Raw genomic sequence first — 18,669 nt, 5'->3', positions numbered from 1 at the left:
GTCACCGGATCTTCAGGGTGGAGAGGCCGACCAGGGCGAGGACCATGGCGGCGATCCAGAAGCGGATGACGATCGTAGGCTCGGCCCAGCCCTTCTTCTCGAAGTGATGATGCAGGGGGGCCATGAGGAAGACGCGGCGGCCGGTGCGCTTGTACCAGAAGACCTGGATGATGACGCTCACCGTCTCCACCACGAAGACGCCGCCGACGATGGCCAGCACGATCTCGTGCTTGGTGGCCACTGCCGCCGCGCCCAGCGCGCCGCCCAGGGCCAGCGAGCCGGTATCGCCCATGAACACCGCGGCCGGGGGCGCGTTGAACCAGAGGAAGCCGAGTCCGGCGCCGATCAGCCCGGCCAGGAAGATCGCGAGCTCCCCGGTGCCGGGCACGAAGTTGAGTTGCAGGTAGTCGGCGAAGACGCGGTTGCCGACGAGATAGGTGATCAGGGCGAAGACGCCGGCGGCGATCATCACCGGCACGATGGCCAGACCGTCCAGCCCGTCGGTGAGGTTCACCGCGTTGGAGGCGCCCATCATCACCAGCATGCCCACGATGGGGAAGAACAGGCCGAGCTGGATCAGCACGTCCTTCAGGAACGGCACGGCCAGCGCGCCCTGGAGGTTGTAGGGCATCAGCCAGGTGATCCAGATCGCGGCCAGCAGGCCGAGCCCGCCCTGGACCACCAGCTTCATGCGGCCGGACACGCCCTTGGTGTTGCGCTTGGTGACCTTCAGCCAGTCGTCCCAGAAGCCCAGCGCCCCATAGCCCATGGTGACCAGCAGCACCGCCCAGACGATGCCGGAGCGCAGGTCGGCCCAGAGCAGCGTGGCGATTCCCAGGCTCATCAGGATCAGCACGCCGCCCATGGTGGGCGTGCCCTTCTTCTCCACCAGATGGCGCTCCGGCCCATCGGTGCGGATCGGCTGGCCGCCGCGCTGGAAGGTGCGCAGCCAGCGGATCACCGCCGGGCCGAAGATCATGGAGACCAGCAGCGCCGTCAGGCAGGCGGCGCCGGCACGGAAGGTTGTGTATCGCAGGAGGTTGAACAGGATGAACTGCTCGCCGAAGGGAGCGACGAGATTGTAGATCACGCAGGAGAGTCCTTCCGTCTGCCCTTCAGCGCCGCGACCACCGTCGCCATGCGGCTGCCGAGCGAACCTTTCACCATCACCGCATCGCCGCCGCGCACCGCGCTGGCCAGGACCGGAGCCAGGCTCGCGGAATCCGGGGCATGCGCGCCGCGCTTCCCCGGAGGGAGGGCCTCGAAAAGCCCGCGCATCAGCGGGCCGCAGCAATACACGAGGTCGGCCGCCGCCGCCGCCGCCGGGGCAAGGGATCTGTGCAGGTCTGGCCCGTGTTCTCCGAGTTCCAGCATGTCGCCGAGCACGGCGATGCGGCGCCCCGGGGGCGGGGTGGGCTGGGCGGCCAGCACGGCCAGGGCGGCGGCGACCGAGGCGGTGTTGGCGTTGTAGCTTTCGTCCAGGAGGAGGAACTCGCCGCCCCCCTCCAGCGGGATCGCCTGGCGCAGGCCCCGGCCGGCGGTGGGGGAGAAGCCCTCCAGCGCGGCGAGAAAGCGCACCGGGTCGGCCCCCAGCGCCTCGGCGGCGCCCAGCGCGGCCAGGGCATTCAGCGCCATGTGCCGGCCGGGGACCGGCAGCTTCAGCCCCAGCCGCATGCCGTGCAGCGAGAGATGGGAGCTGGAACCGGTGGCCGTGCCCTGCCAGTCGAGCAGGCGGATATCGGCGCCCTCCGCCTCGCCGAAGCGGACCAGCCGGGCGCCGGCCTCCCGCGCGCGCTCCGCCAGCCGCGCGGCATGCGGGCCGTCGGCGGGGAAGACGGCGGTGCCGCCCCCGGGGACGAGGTTGGAGGCGAGGCCGGCCAGGATGTCGGCCTTCTCCTCGGCGATCTCCGCCTCCGAGCCCAGATGGCCGACATGGGCGGCGGCGACGTTGGTGATCACCGCCACGTCCGGCCGGGCGAGGCGGGAAAGGGGGCGATCTCGCCCCGGTTGTTCATGCCGATCTCGATCACCGCATAGGCGGCCTCGCGCGGCTGCCGGGCCAGGGTGAGCGGCACGCCCCAGTGGTTGTTGTAGCTGGCCACCGCCGCATGGGTGGGGGCGAGGGCGGCAAGGCCCTGGCGCAGCATCTCCTTGGTCGTGGTCTTGCCGACGCTGCCGGTCACGGCGGCGAAGCGGGCGGTGGAGCGGGTCCGCGCGGCGGCGCCCAGGGCGGTGAGACCGGCCAGCGTGTCCGCGACGCGCAGCAGCGGGGCCTGTTCCGGCACCTCCGGCGGCTGGCGGTCCACCATCGCGGCGGCGGCGCCGGAATCCAGCGCCCCGGCCACGAAGTCATGCCCGTCGCGCTGGTCGCGGAGCGCGATGAAAAGGTCGCCGGGCTGGAGGCTGCGGGTGTCGATCGACAGGCCGGTGACGGCGATGCCCTCCGGCATCGTGCCGCCGGTGGCCTCGCGCAGCTCCTCACTGGTCCAGAGCGGGGTGCCGGTCATGCCATCTCCCCCGCGAGGCGGCGCACCACCTCGGCATCGTCGAAGGGCGTGGTGACGCCGGCGATGGTCTGGCCGCTCTCATGCCCCTTGCCGGCCACGGCCAGCACGTCGCCCGGGCGCAGATCGGCCAGGGCCGCGGCGATGGCGGAGGCGCGGTCGCCCGCGTCGATCCCGCCGGGACAAACGGCGAGCACGGCGGCACGGATGGCGGCGGGGTCCTCGGAACGGGGGTTGTCGTCCGTCACCCAGCAGCGGTCGGCGAAGCGGGCGCAGGCGGCGCCCATCAGCGGGCGCTTGCCCGGGTCGCGGTCGCCGCCGGCGCCGAAGACGACATGTAGCCGCCCGCCCAGCCCGACATGCGGGCGCAGCGCGGAGAGCAGGCGCTCCAGCGCATCCGGGGTATGGGCGTAGTCCACATAGACGGCGGCGCCGTTGCCGAGGCGAGCGGCGAGTTCCATGCGGCCGGGCACGCCGCGCAGGCGTTCCAGCAGGGGCAGGGCCCGTTCCGCATCGAGGCCGGTGGCCACGGCGAGTGCCAGCGCCATCAGCAGGTTGTCGGCCTGGTAGCGGCCCGGCAGCGGCAGGGTAAGGCCGGCGCGGCGCCCGAAGACCTCCAGCTCCAGCGCCTGGCCCTCGGGCAGCGGAGTATGGTGCAGCAGGCGGATGTCATGGCCCGCCTCGCCCACGGTGAGCAGGCGCAGGCTCCGGTCGCGGGCGATGGCCCGCAGGGCCGCAAGCGTTTCCGGCTCCATGTCGGCATTGGCCACGGCGGGGGCGCCGGGCGGCAGGACGGTCCCGAAGAGGCGCAGCTTGGCGGCGCGGTAGCCCGCCATGCCGCCATGGTAGTCGAGATGGTCGCGCGTCAGGTTGGAAAAGCCCGCCGCGGCGAGGTGCACCCCGTCCAGGCGCCGCTGGTCGAGCCCGTGCGAGGAGGCCTCCATCGCCGCATGGGTGACGCCGGCCCGGGCAAGGTCCGCGAGGGTGGCATGCAGCGTCACCGGGTCCGGCGTGGTGAGGGAAGGGCCGGGTGGGAAGCCCTCGGCCCGCAGGCCCAGCGTGCCGAGCGAGGCGGCGTGGCGGCCGGCCAGGGCCCAGATCTGGCGCAGGAAATCGACCGTGCTGGTCTTGCCGTTGGTGCCGGTGACGGCGACCAGCACCTCCGGCTGCGCGCCGTGGAAGGCGGCGGCGGCCAGCGACAGGGCGCGGCGGGCGTCCGGCGCGGTGAGGAGCGGGTGGGCGGGGACACCTTCCGGCCAGGCGGTGCCCTCGGGCGCCAGCACCGCGGCGGCGCCGCGCGCCACCGCATCGCCGATATGGGCGCGCCCGTCGGTGCGCGAGCCGGGCAGGGCGGCGAAGAGGAATCCCGGCGCCACGGCGCGGCTGTCGGCGGTCAGCCCGGCGATGGCGGGATCGCCTTCCGGCCGGGGAAGGCCCATGGCGCGCGCGAGCTGTCCGAGAGCGATCGCGGCACCCCCAGGCCCTGGGGCGGTCGCGGTCGTCATCGTGGCAGCGCGGCCTCCCGGTTGCGCCATTCGCTGGCATCGGTGACGCGCAACGGACCGCGCGCGGGGTGTTCCGGCGTGCCGGGCGGCGTGGCGGTGGCCGGCGGCGCGGCCCGCATCGGCGTGGAGGCAGGGCGGGTGGTGGCAGGCGCGGCAGCCTGGGCGGGCTTGCCGGCTGGCGGTGCGGAGGGCGCCGGGCCACGGCCGGGCTGCAGCGGGATGTAGAGCGCCTGGTTGATCGCCGGGTCCTTGGGATCGTCCGGCACCATGCCGAGGATCGGGGCAACGCGGGCGATGGCGCGGCCGGCGGCGGGGGCTGCCACCCAGCCGGCGGTGGCGTAGCCGTAGCTCTTCGCGTTCGGCTTCGGCTCGTCGATCATCATGTAGATGGCGTAGCGAGGCGCCTGCATTGGGAAGGCCGCGACGAAGGCGGCGATGCGCTTGCCCTGGACGTAGCCGCCATGCGCGCCGGCCTTCTGCGCCGTGCCGGTCTTGCCGCCGGGGAAGTAGCCGGGAACCTCGGCGGTCTTGCCGAAGCCATCCGTCACCACGATGCGCATCAGCTTGCGCACCAGCGCCGTGGTTGTCTCCGAGATCACGCGCGTGCCGGGACGCTCGACGCCGGGCGGCTGCGCCACCAGCGTGGGCTGCCGCAGCGTGCCGCCATTGGCGATGGTGGAGATGGCGTTGACCACGTGCAGCGGCGTGACGCTGATGCCCTGTCCGAAGGCGATGGTGTAGGTGCTTGCCTCCTTCCAGAGCGAGGCGGGCGGGGCCAGGGGCGTGGCCAGCTCGGGCAGTTCCAGATGCAGCTTCGAGAGCATGTTCATGCGCAGCAGGAAGTCGCGCTGCCGTTGCGGCCCCGCGGCCCAGGCCATGCGCGCGGCGCCGAGATTCGAGGAGTAGGCGATGACCTCCGGCAGGGCGAGGACGCGGTTCTTGCCCTGGAAGTCCCGGATCGTGAAGCGGCCGATGCGGATCGGGTTCCTGGCGTCGAAGGTGCTGTAGAGGTTGCTGGTGCCGCTCTCCAGCGCCATCGAGACGGTGAGCAGCTTGAAGGTCGAGCCGGGTTCGTAGGTGCCCACGGTCGCGCGGTTGAAACGCTGTTCCGGCGTGGCGCCGCCGATATCGCCGGCATCGTAGTCGGGCAGCGAGATCATGGTGATGATCTCGCCGGTGCGCACATCCTCCAGGATGGCGGCGCCGCCGATGCCGTTGAAGTCGTTGATCGCCTGTTGCAGCGAGTCCCGCATCGCCACCTGGGCGCGCACGTCGAGGGAGAGGCGCAGCTCTTCGTCCGGCTTCAGGCGCAGGCGCTCGTTGAAGAAGCGCTCGACGCCCGAGATGCCCTCGTTGTCCACGTCCACATTGCCGAGCACATGCACGGCGGCACGCCCCTGCGGATAGTAGCGGCGCTCGGAGGTGTGGAATTCCAGCCCGGCCACGCCGAGGTCGTTCACCGCCTGGGTCTGCCGCGGCGTCAGGGCGCGGGCGATGTAGACGAACTGGCGGTCGCCGGAGAGGCGCGCGGTCAGCTTGTCGCGGTCCATCTGCGGCAGGATCTTGACCAGCTTGCCGGCGACCTCGGCCGGGTTCTCGATCACCTTCGGGTTGGCGACCAGCTCCGTCACCGGCAGCGAGACGGCCAGGATCTCCCCGTTGCGGTCGGTGATCGGGGCACGCGAGGCGGTGGTGGCCACGGGCGCGCCCGTATTGGGGCGCATGGCGATCCGCCGCGGCTCCCGCGGGTCGATCAGCGTGGCGAGGGTGAGCTTCGCGCCCACCGCCGCGAAGAGCAGGCCGAAGCCCAGCGCGGTGATCACCAGGCGCCCGCGCGAACGTTCCAGCGCGGCGCGGCGGGCGAGGTCGGGCTGCGAGCCACGTCCGCGCCCGCCCGCACCAGGATGCCGGCCCTCCACCCGCGCGCGGGTATGGAGCAGTGGCGGGGCGTCGTCGGCCCTCGGGGCGCGGGGCGAGGTCATCGCGTGGCGGCGGAGGCGACGGGCACGGGCGGCGCCAGCGGCACCGGCGGGGCGAGCATGCTGCGCACGCCACCCAGGGCGGAGGTGGAGGGGACCGGCGGCGCGGCCATGGCCGGGCGGTAGAGCGGACGGCCCTGGCCCGGGATGGGCGCGGCCTCGGCCACCTGCGGCGCTATCTGAGGTGCCACCGGCCGGGGCGGCGGGACCGGCGTGGGCCGGGCGGCCACCGGCACGGCGCGCGGCGCCTGCTCACGCCGCTCCACCGCCTCCAGGACGCGGGGCGCGGGTTCGGCATGGCGCGCCAGTTCGCGGCGGGCGGGCTCCGCCTCGCGGCGCGCGGGGCGCTCGGCCGTCTCGGTCTTGCGCGGGCTGGCGGCGCGGGCCGGGCTCTCGGCCGTCTTGACCGGCGAGGCGGCTTCGCTGCTCCGCATGGCCGGCGCTGCCTCGGCGGCGCGCACCGCCGGGGCGGCCGCGACCGCGGCGGCGGCCAGCGCGGCCGGGGCTTCCGGCGCATGGGCCGCCGTCTCGTCCTGCGCGGGCGTCTCGGCCGCGGCCACCGCGGTCTCGGCCGGCACGGCGAAGAGGTTGCGCGGCCCGGCGAAGGCCACGGCCTGCGGCAGGCGCTTGTCGATATCGGCGGCGCGGATGAACTGGTTCGGCTGCATGGTGTCGAGCGGCAGGTACTGCTCGACGTTCCGGCGCAGCCGCTCGGGTTCGTTCAGGAGCTGCCACTCGGCCTTCAGGATGCCGGTGCGGGCCTTGGCGGCCTCGGCCTGCGCCTGGATCTGGGCCAGCTCCCGGTCCAGCAGGGCGACCTCGTGCTTCACCTTGTACAGATGCAGCCCGGCCCCGCTGGCGGCGAGAAGAGTGAGCAGCGTCAGCGGGCGTATCATGGGGCAAGCCTCTCCATGGCGCGCAGCCTCGCGGAGCGGGCGCGCGGGTTGGAACGGGTCTCCTCCGCCTCCGGGCGGAGGGCGGAATGGGTCAGCAGCCGGAAGCGCTGGGTCTCCGCCCGGGGGCGGAGCGCGGCCGGATCGTGCCGGGAGGCGGCGGGCGTGCGGCCGCTGGCGTCGCGCAGGAAGCGCTTCACGATCCGGTCCTCCAGCGAATGGAAGGCGACGACGACGAGGCGGCCGCCCGGGGCCAGGGCCTCGGCCCCGGCGGCGAGTCCGCGCTCCACCTCGCCCAGCTCGTCATTCACCTTGAGGCGCAGCGCCTGGAAGGAGCGGGTGGCGCCGTCGATGCCGGACGGATCGCGCGGCACGGCGCCGCGCACGATCTCGGCCAGCCGCAGCGTGGTGGTGATCGGCGCCTCGGCCCGGGCGGCGAGGATGGCGCGGGCGACGCGGCGGGAATGCCGCTCCTCGCCCAGTTGCCAGAGGATGTCGGCCAGCTCGCGCTCGGGCAGGCTGTTCACCAGATCGGCCGCCGAGGGTCCTTCGCGCTCCATCCGCATGTCGAGCGGCCCATCGGCGCGGAAGGAAAAGCCGCGCTCGGCCTGGTCGAGCTGGAAGGAGGAGACGCCGAGATCGAAGACCACGCCGTCCAGCGGCGGGATGCCGTGTTCGGCGGCCAGCCCGGCGAGGTCGCCGAAGCGGCCGGGGATCAGGCGCAGGCGGCCGGCGAAGCGTTCCGCCAGGGCGGCGCCGCGGGCGATCGCGTCCGGGTCGCGGTCCACCGCCCAGACGGTGCAGTCCGCGGCCTCCAGGATCGCGGCGGTATAGCCGCCACCGCCGAACGTGCCGTCGAGGTAGTGGCCGCCGTCGCGCGGGGCGAGGCTGGCCAGCACCTCCCGCAGCATCACCGGGGCATGGCCCTGGCGCCGGGCGAAATCGAGTCCGTCGCTCATGTCCCCGCTCATGCCCCCGTTCATGCTTCGTCCCTGCCGCCCCGGCGGCCGTCGATGCCCAGGGCGGTCTGCAGGGCCTCGCGGGCGCGCTGCTTCTCCTGCCGTGCCTTCATGGCGGCGGCCTGTCGTTCCTTCAGCGTGCTGGGTTCCCAGATCTGGAATTTCTTGCCCAGCCCGGCGAAGGCCACGCTCTCGGTGAGGTTGGCATGGGCGATCAAAGCCTCGCTGAGCACCACGCGGCCCTCGGAATCCGGGCGGATGCTCTCGGCCTGGGAAAAGAGGGTCAGCAACAGGTCGTCCTGCGGGTCCTCGAAAGGATCGGCGGGCTGGGCATCGGCGGAATACTGCTCGAAGGCGCTCTGCGGCCAGCCCTCGACACAGGGGTCCAGGTGATAAGGGCGCAGGATCAGTTCCTCGACGCCCAGGCGGGCCATCAGGGAGCGGTACGGGGCGGGAATGGAGACTCGCCCCTTCTTGTCCAGCTTGTTGGTGATGGTGCCCAGGAAGAGGGACATGCGCGTCGATCATCCCCCTCCCCCAAGGGTTCCAGGGGCGGCGCAGGCGCGGTCCGGCCAGCCCCCTGATCCGGTCGGGACAGCGGCCGGCGGGACCCCCGATCCCACCGGCTCGCCCGACCACCCGCAGGCCCCTCAGCCCCCCTCAGGATCTGAGCCTCACGGGATGACACGGGATATCATGGGCAATGGAGCCCCGCCAAGGACGAAGACGAGCCCTGCACGAGATGGTGCGTGGTTACGGGGCAGTGTTGCCGGCGTGACACATGAAAAAACAGGGGTTTGCGGCGCTTGCTTCAAGCGGCGACCCAGCGAAACAACAACTTATACGGGTGGTTGGGAGGGGGTGGGCGCCAGATGGTCTGTAAGCCGGGTTCTGTCACCGCCCTCTCGGACGGTGGACGACCATTCCTCTGGGACGCGCCTCGCGGCGCGCCTCACGCGACCAACCCGGGCGGCGAGGCGGAAAAACCCCTGCGCCGGCGCGGAACGGACGAATCCGCCGCGCTCGCCGGCCGCCCCTATTCGGTCTTGCTCCCGGTGGGGTTTACCGTGCCGCCCCCGTTGCCGGGGGCGCGGTGCGCTCTTGCCGCACCTTTTCACCCTTACCCGGCAGGGTTGCGGCGCCACGAGGGCACCGGTCCGGCCGGGCGGTCTGTTTTCTGTGGCACTTTCCCTGGGGTTTGACCCCCGCCGGCCGTTAGCCGGCACCGCTTTTCCGTGGAGCCCGGACTTTCCTCGATTCGGGCTGAGCCCGGACCGCGGCCGTCCGACCATCTGGCGAGGCGGGGTATGGGGCTTCCGGCGAATCGGCGCAAGCCGCCCAACCAGACTGGGCCGGCGGAGCGGAAGCCGCCTGTCAGTCGCCGGGCGCGATGCCGCAGAGCGCGGCGACGGCCTCGATCCGGGCGAGCGTGCCCGAGTCGGCCTCCCCCGAAACGGTTTCCTGCCGCCAGTGGCGCTGGAAGGCGGACAGGACGACATCCGGCCGCGCCGGATCGACCGGGTAGCCGATGGCCCGGAGGAGCGGCAGGGCACGGGCCGTGCCGTCCTGGCGCGGCCGCGTGGAATGGCCGGACACGCCGGCGGGCCAGAGGCCGACGCCGTTGGCGGCCAGGCCCTGCCAGTCGAACAGCTCGCCCGGGTCGATCTTGCGGTCCGGCGCCACGTCGGAATGGCCGACCACGTTGCGGGCCGGGATGGGCCAGCGGGACAGGATCTCCAGGCAGAGGTCGCAGAGGGCGGCCATCTGCAGGGCGGGGAAGGGGCGGTAGCCGCAGGAATGGCCGGGATTGACCACCTCGATGCCGATCGAGCGGCCGTTCAGCGTGTCGTGCCCGCGCCAGTGGGAGATGCCGGCATGGAAGGCGCGGCGGTGCTCCGGCACCAGCCGGAAGATTCTCCCGTCCTCCTCCACGACATAATGGGAGGAGACCTTGGCCACCGGGTCGCGCAGCCGCTCGATGGCCGCCGCGCCGCTTTCCATGTCCGTGTAGTGGAGGATCAGCATGTCCACCGGCATGTCGCCGGGGCGGTCATCCTGGTTGGGGCTCGGCAGATCCAGGATGGACAGGCTGCTGGTCGTCAAAGGCCGCGCTCCCGCTTGATCCGGTCCCAGGCCGCGTTGATTTCGGCCATGCGTGTGGTGGCCCGCCGCACCAGCTCCGCGGACATGCCGCGGGCGGCGAGGGCATCCGGGTGGTTCTCCCGGATCAGGCCGCGCCAGGCGGCGCGCACCGCCTCGTTGCTGGCGCCAGGGGCCAGGCCCAGCGTGGCATAGGGGTCGGGCCCCTCGCTCACCGCCGGGGCACGGGCGCCACCCTGATAGGAGCCTTCCGGGCCGAAATGGCGCGGACGGCCCTGGCTGGCGCGCTCCCAGGCCGGAAGGTCGAGGGCGAGGAGGCGGTGGACATTGCCCAGGAAGCGGTATTCCGCCTGGTTCAGCGGCCCGTCCACCGTGGCGATGCGGCGAGGGCGGCCAGCACATCCTCCAGCATGCCCTTCTCACCGGCGAAGGCCTCGCCCAGCTTCTGGGCATAGGGCTCGTAGCCCTCGGCGCTGTCGCGGGCCCGGTCGAAGAGCTCGCCCACGTCCTTCATGTTCTCGGGCGGGATGCGGAACTGCATCTTGAAGGCGTCGATCTCCGCGCGCCGCACCGGCCCGTCGCATTTCGCAAGCTTGGCGGACAGCACCACGACGGAGATGGCGAAGATCGTTTCGCGCGAGCCGAGCAGCCCCGCGAGGTTGGCGCCGCCCGGCAGGGCGCCGCGCAGCGCGCCCTCGTCGGCGGCATGGCCCAGCGAGGCGCCGAGCATGGCGCCGAAGGGGCCGCCGACCGCGAAGCCGAGCGCACTGCCGATGATCTTGCCCCAGAAACCCAAATCCGACGACCCGCGCGATCCCAGCTCTCAACATGGACATAGCACGTGGCGGTATTCTGGGCGACGTGCCTTGCGAGGCATTCGATCGCCGATATTTCCGATCCGGAAAGGCAACGGGGGCCGGGGCGTGGGCCGGCCGCCCTATCCGTCCAGCTCGGGGTAGTGGCGGAAGATGCCGTTCTGGTTGAAGGGCTGGCGGCGCGGGCTGGCGAGGTAGGCGGCGATGCGCGGCCATCCCGCCACCGAGGCGGCCAGGGCCGCGACATGCGGCGTCTTCCGCAAGGCCCGCGCGCTGGCACGGGGGAAGGCGTAGCGCAGCCCCTCCACGGTCTGGAACAGCGAAAGGTCGGCATAGCTCAGCGCCCGATCCACCAGATGGGCGGGGCCGGCGGGGTTGGCGGCCAGGATACGCTCGAACCAGCCAAGGAACTTCGGCATCCGGCTGTCGCGGAAGTCCTTCGCGCGCCGGGCGGCCTCGGGCTTCTGGTCCTCGTAGTAGAGGGAGCTGGCGACCGGGTGATGGCTGTCGTGCGCCTCCGTCACCAGGTCGGCGATGGTGAGCTGGATCTGGTGGCACCAGAGGCGGCCCTCCTCCGCCTCCGGCGCCAGCCCGTGCTTGTTCCCCAGATGCAGCAGGATGGCCGGGGTCTGGCCGATCAGCAGCGGGCCGTCGCGCAGGAAGGGCGCCGCGAAGGGCGGGTGCGGCTGGGCCACGTCCGTCAGCAGCGCCTGCATCGCCGCCAGGCCGTCGGGGTGCCGGGCATGGTCGGTATAGGAGGCCCCGGCGGCTTCCAGGGCCAGGCGGACGAATTCGCCGCGCCCCGGCAGGCCAGGCCAGTAGAACAGTTCGTAGGCGGTTTGCCGGGCCATGCGATGCTCCTGAGCTTGCACGGAAGGCAAACGCACGGCATGCGCTGCCGCTTCCGGCCCTCTCCCGGGATGGGCCGGGTTGCCGCGCGGCGGGGCGCTGCGCATCGTGCGCCGCGAGGCGGCCCGGGGCTTCCGGCTCCTGGGGTTGCAGGATGGGGATCTGACGATGGCGGGCTGGCAGTTCTGGGTGGATCGCGGCGGGACCTTCACCGACATCGTGGCGCGCGATCCGGAAGGGCGGCTGAGCACGCGCAAGCTGCTCTCGGAGAACCCGGAAGCGTACCGGGACGCGGCGGTGGCCGGCATCCGCGCCATCCTCGGGCTGGCGCCGGGCGAGGTGCTGCCGCCCGGCGCGGTCGAGGCGGTGAAGATGGGCACCACCGTCGCCACCAATGCGCTGTTGGAGCGCAAGGGGGAGCGGGTGCTGCTGATCCTCAACCGGGGCTTCGCCGACCTGCCGCGCATCGGCAACCAGGCGCGGCCGCGGCTCTTCGACCTGGATGTGCGCCTGCCCTCCCTGCTGCATGAGCGGGTGGCCGAGATCGGCGGCCGGCTGGACGCGCAGGGGCGGGAGATCGAGGCGCTAGACGAGGATGCGGCGCGGGCGGCGCTGCGGGCGGCGAAGGCCGACGGCATCCCCGCCGTGGCGGTGGCGCTGCTGCATGCCTGGGCCAATCCGGCGCATGAGGAGCGCATCGGCGCCATCGCGCGGGAGGAAGGCTTCGCCCAGGTCTCGCTGTCGCACCGGGCCTCGCCATTGCCGCGCCTCGTGCCGCGCGCCGACACGGCGGTGGTGGATGCCTATCTCTCGCCGATCCTGCGCCGCTACGTCGCCCAGGTGGCGGGGGAGCTGAACCCGGAAGGGCGGGCGGAGCGGGACCGTGCCCGGCTTTCCTTCATGCGATCCTCCGGCGGGCTGGCCGATGCGGCGGGTTTCGAGGGCAAGGACGCGATCCTGTCCGGTCCGGCGGGCGGCATCGTGGGCGCGGCGCGCACCGCCGCCATGGCCGGGTTCGACCGCATCATCGGCTTCGACATGGGCGGCACCAGCACGGATGTCGCACTCTATGCGGGGCAGTTCGAGCGCGCCTTCGAGACCGAGGTAGCGGGCGTGCGGATGCGCGCCCCGATGATGGCGATCAACACGGTGGCGGCGGGCGGCGGCTCGCGGCTGGGCTTCGACGGCGCGCGCTTCCGCGTCGGGCCGGAAAGCGCCGGGGCGGTGCCGGGGCCGGCCTGCTACCGCCGGGGCGGGCCGCTCACCGTGACGGATGCGAATGTCATGACCGGCAAGGTGCAGCCGGCGCATTTCCCGGCGATCTTCGGGCCGCATGGCGACCAACCGCTGGATGCCGGGGTGGTGCGGGAGAAGTTCGCCGCCCTGGCGCGGGAGATCGCGGCGGCGACCGGGGAGCCGGAGATGGACCCGCGCGCCGTGGCGGAAGGGTTCCTGCGCATCGCGGTGGCGAACATGGCGCATGCGATCCGGCAGGTGAGCATCCAGAAAGGGCACGACGCCTCGCGCTACACGCTGCAGTGCTTCGGCGGCGCGGGTGGGTAGCATGCCTGCCTGGTGGCGGACGAGCTGGGGATGGAGACGGTCTTCGTGCATCCCTTCGCCGGGGTGCTGTCCGCCTATGGCATGGGGCTGGCCGATGCCAGCGTGATCCGGGAGGCGGCGGTGGAACAGCCGCTCTCGCCGGAGGGCATGGCGGCGCTGGCTTCGAGGCTGGACGCGCTGGCGGAGGAAGGGCGCGCGGAGCTGCTGCGCCAGGGCAACGGGGCGGCGCGGCTTTCGGCGCAGCGGCGGCTGCACCTGCGCTATGCCGGGACGGATGCCTTCCTGCCGGTGGAGTTCGGGGAATACGAGGCGGTGCTGGCGGGCTTCACCGAGGCGCATCGCCGCCGCTTCGGCTTCGCCTCCCCGGAGCGGGAGGTGATCGTGGAAGCCTGCATCGCTGAGGCGATCGCAGCGGGCGAGCCGGTGGAGGAGCCGCGGCTCGCCGCCCGCGCGCCGGGCGAGGCCGTGCCGGTGATCGACGAGGTGGCGCTCTTCACCGGCGGCCGCGAGCACCGCGCCCCGGTGCTGGAGCGCGGGGCGCTGCTGGCCGGTGACACGGTGCGCGGGCCGGCGCTGATCCGCGAGGCGAACGCGACCACGGTGGTGGAGCCCGGCTGGCAGGCCGAGGTGACGGCGCTGAACCACATGATCCTGCGCCGTGTCGAGGCGCGGGCGAATGCGGTGGTGGCGGATACCGGCCGGCCCGATCCGGTGATGCTGGAGCTGTTCGGCGCGCTGTTCATGAGCATCGCCGAGCAGACGGGCACGGTGCTGCAGAACACCTCGCTCTCCGTGAACATCAAGGAGCGGCTCGACTTCTCCTGCGCCATCTTCGATGCCGAGGGGCGGCTGGTGGCCAATGCGCCGCATGTGCCGGTGCATCTGGGCGCGATGGGGGAAAGCGTGCGCACGGTGATCCGCTCGCGCGGTGCCACGCTGCGTCCCGGCGACGTGGTGGCGCTGAACAACCCGTACAATGGCGGCACGCATCTGCCGGATGTCACGGTGATCACGCCGGTCTTCGGGGAGGGCGGCCCCGATGGGGAAACCGGGCAGATCCTGTTCTTCGTCGGATCGCGCGGCCACCATGCGGATATCGGCGGCCTGACGCCGGGCTCCACGCCGCCGGATTCCACGGTGCTGGAGGAGGAGGGGGTGGTGATCGACGACTTCCTCCTCGTCGAGCAGGGGCGTTTCCGCGAGGCGGAGTTCCGCGCCCTGCTGTCGGGAGCGAAATATCCGGCGCGCTCGCCGGACGTGAATGTCGCCGACATCAAGGCGCAGGTCGCGGCCAACGAGACGGGCGTGCAGGAACTGCGCCGCGCCGTGCGCGAGCACGGGCTCGGCACGGTGCGGGCCTATATGCGCCATGTGATGGACAATGCCGAGGAGAGCGTGCGCCGCGTGCTCGACCGGCTGGGCGATGGCGAATTCGCCTATACGATGGATGACGGCTCGCCGCTGCGCGTCGCGGTGCGGGTGGACCGCGCCGCGCGCCGCGCGGTGGTGGATTTCACCGGCACCGGGGCGCAGCGGGGCGGCAATTTCAACGCGCCGCCGGCGGTGACGCGGGCGGTGGTGCTGTATTGTTTCCGCTGCCTGGTGGGGGAGGAGATCCCGCTCAACGACGGCTGCCTGGTGCCCATCGAGATCGTGGTGCCGGAGGGCAGCTTCCTCTCGCCGCATCCGGGGGCCGCGGTGGTGGCTGGCAATACCGAGGTGTCGCAGGCTGTGGCCAATGCGCTGCTCGGCGCGCTGCATGCCTGCGCCTGCGCCCAGGCGACGATGAACAACCTTCTCTTCGGCAATGCGCGCTACCAGTACTACGAGACGGTCTGTGGCGGAGTCGGTGCCGGGCCGGGCTTCGATGGGGCGAGCGCGGTGCAGACGCATATGACCAACACGCGCATGACGGATCCGGAGATCCTGGAGATGCGCTATCCGGTGCGGCTGGAGGAATTCTCCATTCGGCGCGGCTCGGGCGGGGCGGGGCAATGGCGGGGCGGCGATGGCTCGCGCCGGCGCATCCGCTTCCTGGAGCCGATGGAGGCAGTGATCGTCGCCTCCCGCCGCGAGGTCGCGCCGCATGGCCTGGAGGGCGGTGCCCCGGGCGCGCCCGGCCGGCAATGGGTGGAGCGCCTGGACGGGCGGGTCGAGCCGATGCGCGGCTGCGACCGCGCCGTGCTGGAGGCTGGCGACATCCTCGGGCTGGAAACCCCGGGTGGCGGCGGCTGGGGTGATGCGAAAGGGAGGGGCTGAGCCCTGACGGGACGGGAGGATCTGCCGCGATGACCGCCCTGCGCCGCTTCGGCGCGGCGGCGGTGCTGCTGCTCGTGCTGGCGCTGGCCGGCCTCTGGTTCGCGCCGCGCCTGCTCGACTGGACCGCCTGGCGCGGCCAGCTCGCCAGCCTGGCGGCGCAGCGGCTGGGCATGGCGGTGACGCTGTCCGGGCCGGTGCACCTGACCCTGCTGCCGGAGCCGATGCTGGAGGCCGAGGGCGTCACGGTCGGCCAGCCGGAAGCCTCGCTTGGCTTCGGCGCGCGGGCGCTGAACCTGAAGCTGGATGGCTGGTCGCTGCTCGCCGGGCGCATGGCGCCGCGCGAGCTGACCCTGGTGGGGGCGGAGATCCGCCTGCCCTGGCCACCGGTGCCGAGCTTCGCCTTCTCGGCCTCGCTCGCCTCCTTCCAGGCGGAGGTGGTGGACAGCCGGCTCACCATCGGCAGCATGGTCTTCGAGCGCGTGCGGGCGAAGCTGTCCGCCGGTTCCTACACCGAGGCGATGCATGCCACCGGCAGCTTCGTGCCCATGGAGGTCTGGGCCGGGCGGGAGGTGCGCTTCGACGCCACGCTGGGCCGGGCGGGCTTCGACGGCGCCATGCCGCTGGACCTGGCACTCTCCTCCGGCGGCACCACCCTGGCGGCGCGCGGCGCCCTGCCGCCCGAGGGCGGGCTGGAGGGGCGGATCGAGGCGTCCGGGCCGGATCTCTCGCTGATGCTGCCGGGGCCGCCGGGGCCCTTCCGGGCACAGGGGCGGCTATCCGCCTCGGCCGACCTGATCATCGCGGATGGGCTGGACCTCGACTTCAACGGCAACCCGGCGCGCGGGGCGCTGACGCTGCGGCTGCGGCCGCAGCCCCGGCTGGACCTGTCGCTGGCCGCCGGGCGGCTGAACCTCGACCCCTGGCAGAACAGCCTGCGTGCCGGGGGCGGCCTGCCCTTCGGCCTGGATTTCTCGGTAGAGGCGGCGACGCTGCGCGGCGTGCCGCTGCGGCGCCTGCGGGCTTCCGTCTTCCGGGAGGGGGACCGGCTGAGCCTGACCGACGCCTCCGCGATCCTGCCCGGCGAGACCCAGGTGACGATGAACGGTGCCACCGCCGGCAAGCGGCTGGAGGCAGCGCTGGATTTCCGCAGCGAGGAGCTGCGGGCGACGCTGGCGGCGCTGGGCTGGCCGCTGCCGAGCCTGGCGCCCGACCGTCTGCAACATGCGGATGGCCATGCCCGGCTGGTGATCGAGGACGGGCAGGTGGCGGTGCCGGAGCTGAGCGCCACGGTGGACGGCGCGCGCCTGTCCGGCGCGGGCGTGTTCCGCCAGGGCTCGACGTTGGCCCCAGGGGCGGCCCCAGGGGCGGCCCCAGGGGCGCCTCCCGTCGCCGCGCAGCAGCAATGCGGCCCAAGGAGGAGCAGCCCCGGGAGGCACGACCCAAGGGGGGCAACCCAGGGAGGAGCCCCACAGGCGGCGGCTGGCAGGGGCGGCGCGACGCCCGGGAGCGGAGCGGCGGGCGGAGCCCAGACGCAGGGTAATGCATCCCAGGCTGGCGCAACCCCGGGCGGGGGAACCCAGGCGGGCGCCGGGCCGACTTCCTCCGCCGCCGGCGCTTCCGGGGCAGGCACTCCGGCGAGCGGTGCTGTGATGGGAGCCGGCGGCGTAGTGCAGGCGGCGGGGGCGCAGCGGCCCTCCTTCGGCCTGGGGGTGACGCTGGATCGCCTCGACCTGGATGGGCTGCTGACACCGGGGCGGAGCTGGGAGGCGCTTTCGGCCGAGCTGGGCGGCTTCGACGCCAATCTGCGCCTGGCCGCCGACCGGGTGCGGCTGCGCGGGGTGACGGCGGAACGCGCCGGGCTCGACGCGGCGCTGGAGGCCGGGCGGCTGACCCTGCGCCAGTTCACCGGCCGGGTGGCGGGGGCGGATGTCATGGCCTCCGGCGTGGCGCTGCTGGGCGCGCAGCCGCGCCTGTCGGACCTGATGCTGGAGGTGGCGGCGCCGGACCCGCGGCCGCTCTTCGCGGCGCTGCCGGGGAACTGGCCGGATGCGACGCGGCTGGCCGGGGCGCCCCTGGCCCTGCGCCTGTCCGGCGGTGGCCCGCTGGACGCGCTGGGCCTGCGGCTGGAAGGTGACTGGTCCGACCTGCGCCTGGACAGCAACGGTGTGCTGGATCTGCCGGAGCGGAAGCTGGCCGGGAATGTGACCCTGCGGCATCCGGGGGTGCCGCGGCTGGTGCGCGACCTCACCGGCTGGGATGGGGCCGAAGGCTGGCTGGGCCAGGGCTCCATGTCCCTGATCGCGAATTTCACCGCCGGACCCCAGGGCGTGTCCAGTGACCGCTTCGATCTGGTGGCGGGCACCCTGCGCACGGACGGGCAGCTTTCCCTGGCCTTCGCGGGCGGCGAGGCGGGCCGGCCGCGCCCGCGCCTGACCGGCCGACTCGTGGCGGAGGACCTGCCCCTGCCGGCGCTGTCGCTCGATGCGCGGCCGCTGCCGCTGGAGCCGCTGCGGATGCTGGATCTGGACATGTCCGTGGCGGCCGACCGGATCGGCCCCTGGGGCGGCCCCCTGCTGGAGGACAGCGAGAGCACCGTCCGGCTGCTGGATGGCCTGCTGGAGGTGGAGGTCGCGCGCGGCAGGCTGCGGGGCGGCGATGCCTCGGGGCGCCTGGTGCTGCGGGCGGCAGAGGATGTGCCGCAGATGGAGCTTCAGGGGCGCATCGCCGGCGCGACGCTGGATGGCGCGCTGACGGGCTGGCCCCTCGACCTGCGCGGCGGGGTGGGGGATGCGATCTTCCGTCTGTCCGCCCAGGGGCGCAGTCCTTCGGCGATGATGGCCACGCTGGGCGGCGCAGGCAGCCTGGAACTGCGGCAGGGCGTGCTGCTGGGGATCGACGGCGCGGCCGCCCTGCAGGCGGTCCGGGCACCGGGCCCCCAGGCGGAGGCGCGGATGCGTCAGGCTCTGGCCGGAGGCGAGACACCTTTCGAGCGCCTGGCCCTGGCCCTGCAACTGCAGGATGGCCGCGCCCGGATCGCCTCGGGCGAGATCACCGCCACGGACCTTCTTCTGGGCCTGGGAGGCGAGATCGACCTGACGCGGCGGATGCTGGATCTGAGCCTAGGCCTCCGCATCCCGGACGGGCCGGAGGTGCGGCTGCGGCTGGCCGGCCCATCCGCGGCGCCGAAGCGGGTGCCGGAGCTCACGCCCTGGCTGCTCTGGCGCGCGGAGCAGAGCCTGTAGG

General features: G+C 73.2%; 10 protein-coding genes, 1 other RNA gene and 3 pseudogenes. 3 read left to right on the top strand and 11 right to left on the bottom strand.

Going from position 1 to position 18,669, the window contains the following annotated elements:
• Nucleotide 1: 1 nt before the first annotated feature.
• The 11 genes and pseudogenes from mraY to MVG78_RS17655 form a co-directional block, all read right to left on the bottom strand.
• Nucleotides 2–1,090, bottom strand: a complete 1,089-nt coding sequence (gene mraY / locus MVG78_RS17705; RefSeq protein WP_247554061.1) for a phospho-N-acetylmuramoyl-pentapeptide-transferase — start codon at nt 1,088–1,090, stop codon at nt 2–4.
• Nucleotides 1,087–2,507 (bottom strand): annotated as a pseudogene (locus MVG78_RS17700) (UDP-N-acetylmuramoyl-tripeptide--D-alanyl-D-alanine ligase). The gene mraY and the pseudogene MVG78_RS17700 overlap by 4 nt, the downstream one beginning before the upstream one ends.
• Nucleotides 2,504–4,009 carry a UDP-N-acetylmuramoyl-L-alanyl-D-glutamate--2,6-diaminopimelate ligase gene (locus MVG78_RS17695; RefSeq protein WP_428480691.1) on the bottom strand — a complete coding sequence of 502 codons (1,506 nt, stop codon included), beginning with the start codon at nt 4,007–4,009 and terminating at the stop codon, nt 2,504–2,506. The pseudogene MVG78_RS17700 and the gene MVG78_RS17695 overlap by 4 nt, the downstream one beginning before the upstream one ends.
• Complete coding sequence (locus tag MVG78_RS17690) at nt 4,006–5,991, bottom strand: peptidoglycan D,D-transpeptidase FtsI family protein (RefSeq protein WP_247554059.1); 1,986 nt, start codon at nt 5,989–5,991, stop codon at nt 4,006–4,008. The genes MVG78_RS17695 and MVG78_RS17690 overlap by 4 nt, the downstream gene beginning before the upstream one ends.
• Nucleotides 5,988–6,884, bottom strand: coding sequence for a cell division protein FtsL (ftsL, locus tag MVG78_RS17685; RefSeq protein ID WP_247554057.1), 897 nt, complete (start codon nt 6,882–6,884; stop codon nt 5,988–5,990). Before ftsL ends, MVG78_RS17690 begins: the two co-directional genes overlap by 4 nt.
• Entirely contained in the window at nt 6,881–7,840 is a 960-nt protein-coding gene (rsmH, locus tag MVG78_RS17680; protein ID WP_247554055.1) for a 16S rRNA (cytosine(1402)-N(4))-methyltransferase RsmH, read from the bottom strand. The genes ftsL and rsmH overlap by 4 nt, the downstream gene beginning before the upstream one ends.
• 20 nt (nt 7,841–7,860) lie before the next feature.
• On the bottom strand, nt 7,861–8,355 hold the full coding sequence (locus tag MVG78_RS17675; RefSeq protein WP_247554046.1) for a division/cell wall cluster transcriptional repressor MraZ: 495 nt from the start codon (nt 8,353–8,355) through the stop codon (nt 7,861–7,863).
• A gap of 349 nt (nt 8,356–8,704) precedes the next feature.
• Nucleotides 8,705–9,136: RNase P RNA component class A (gene rnpB, locus MVG78_RS17670), an RNA gene on the bottom strand.
• A 78-nt stretch (nt 9,137–9,214) separates the two neighbouring features.
• Nucleotides 9,215–9,943, bottom strand: a complete 729-nt coding sequence (locus MVG78_RS17665) for an N-acetylmuramoyl-L-alanine amidase (protein WP_247554044.1) — start codon at nt 9,941–9,943, stop codon at nt 9,215–9,217.
• Nucleotides 9,940–10,736, bottom strand: a pseudogene (locus MVG78_RS17660) (TerB family tellurite resistance protein). The gene MVG78_RS17665 and the pseudogene MVG78_RS17660 overlap by 4 nt, the downstream one beginning before the upstream one ends.
• A gap of 141 nt (nt 10,737–10,877) precedes the next feature.
• The gene (locus tag MVG78_RS17655; protein WP_247554043.1) at nt 10,878–11,606 is read right to left on the bottom strand and encodes a glutathione S-transferase; all 729 of its coding nucleotides are present in this window, start codon (nt 11,604–11,606) and stop codon (nt 10,878–10,880) included.
• Nucleotides 11,607–11,772: 166 nt separating this feature from the next.
• On the opposite strand from MVG78_RS17655, the pseudogene MVG78_RS22110 reads away from it, so the two are divergent.
• From MVG78_RS22110 to MVG78_RS17645, 3 genes and pseudogenes are all read left to right on the top strand, one after another.
• Nucleotides 11,773–13,206: pseudogene (locus MVG78_RS22110) on the top strand (hydantoinase/oxoprolinase family protein); the annotation flags it as partial.
• Nucleotides 13,198–15,426 carry a hydantoinase B/oxoprolinase family protein gene (locus MVG78_RS22105; RefSeq protein WP_428480824.1) on the top strand — a complete coding sequence of 743 codons (2,229 nt, stop codon included), beginning with the start codon at nt 13,198–13,200 and terminating at the stop codon, nt 15,424–15,426. The pseudogene MVG78_RS22110 and the gene MVG78_RS22105, both read left to right, overlap by 9 nt.
• Before the next feature lie 29 nt (nt 15,427–15,455).
• Nucleotides 15,456–18,668, top strand: a complete 3,213-nt coding sequence (locus MVG78_RS17645) for an AsmA family protein (RefSeq protein WP_247554041.1) — start codon at nt 15,456–15,458, stop codon at nt 18,666–18,668.
• Nucleotide 18,669: the final 1 nt, after the last annotated feature.

Source organism: Roseomonas gilardii subsp. gilardii, from assembly GCF_023078375.1.
Lineage (GTDB): Bacteria > Pseudomonadota > Alphaproteobacteria > Acetobacterales > Acetobacteraceae > Roseomonas > Roseomonas gilardii.
Note: the sequence above shows the minus strand (reverse complement) of the source record. Positions and strands in the feature narration are given on the sequence as shown.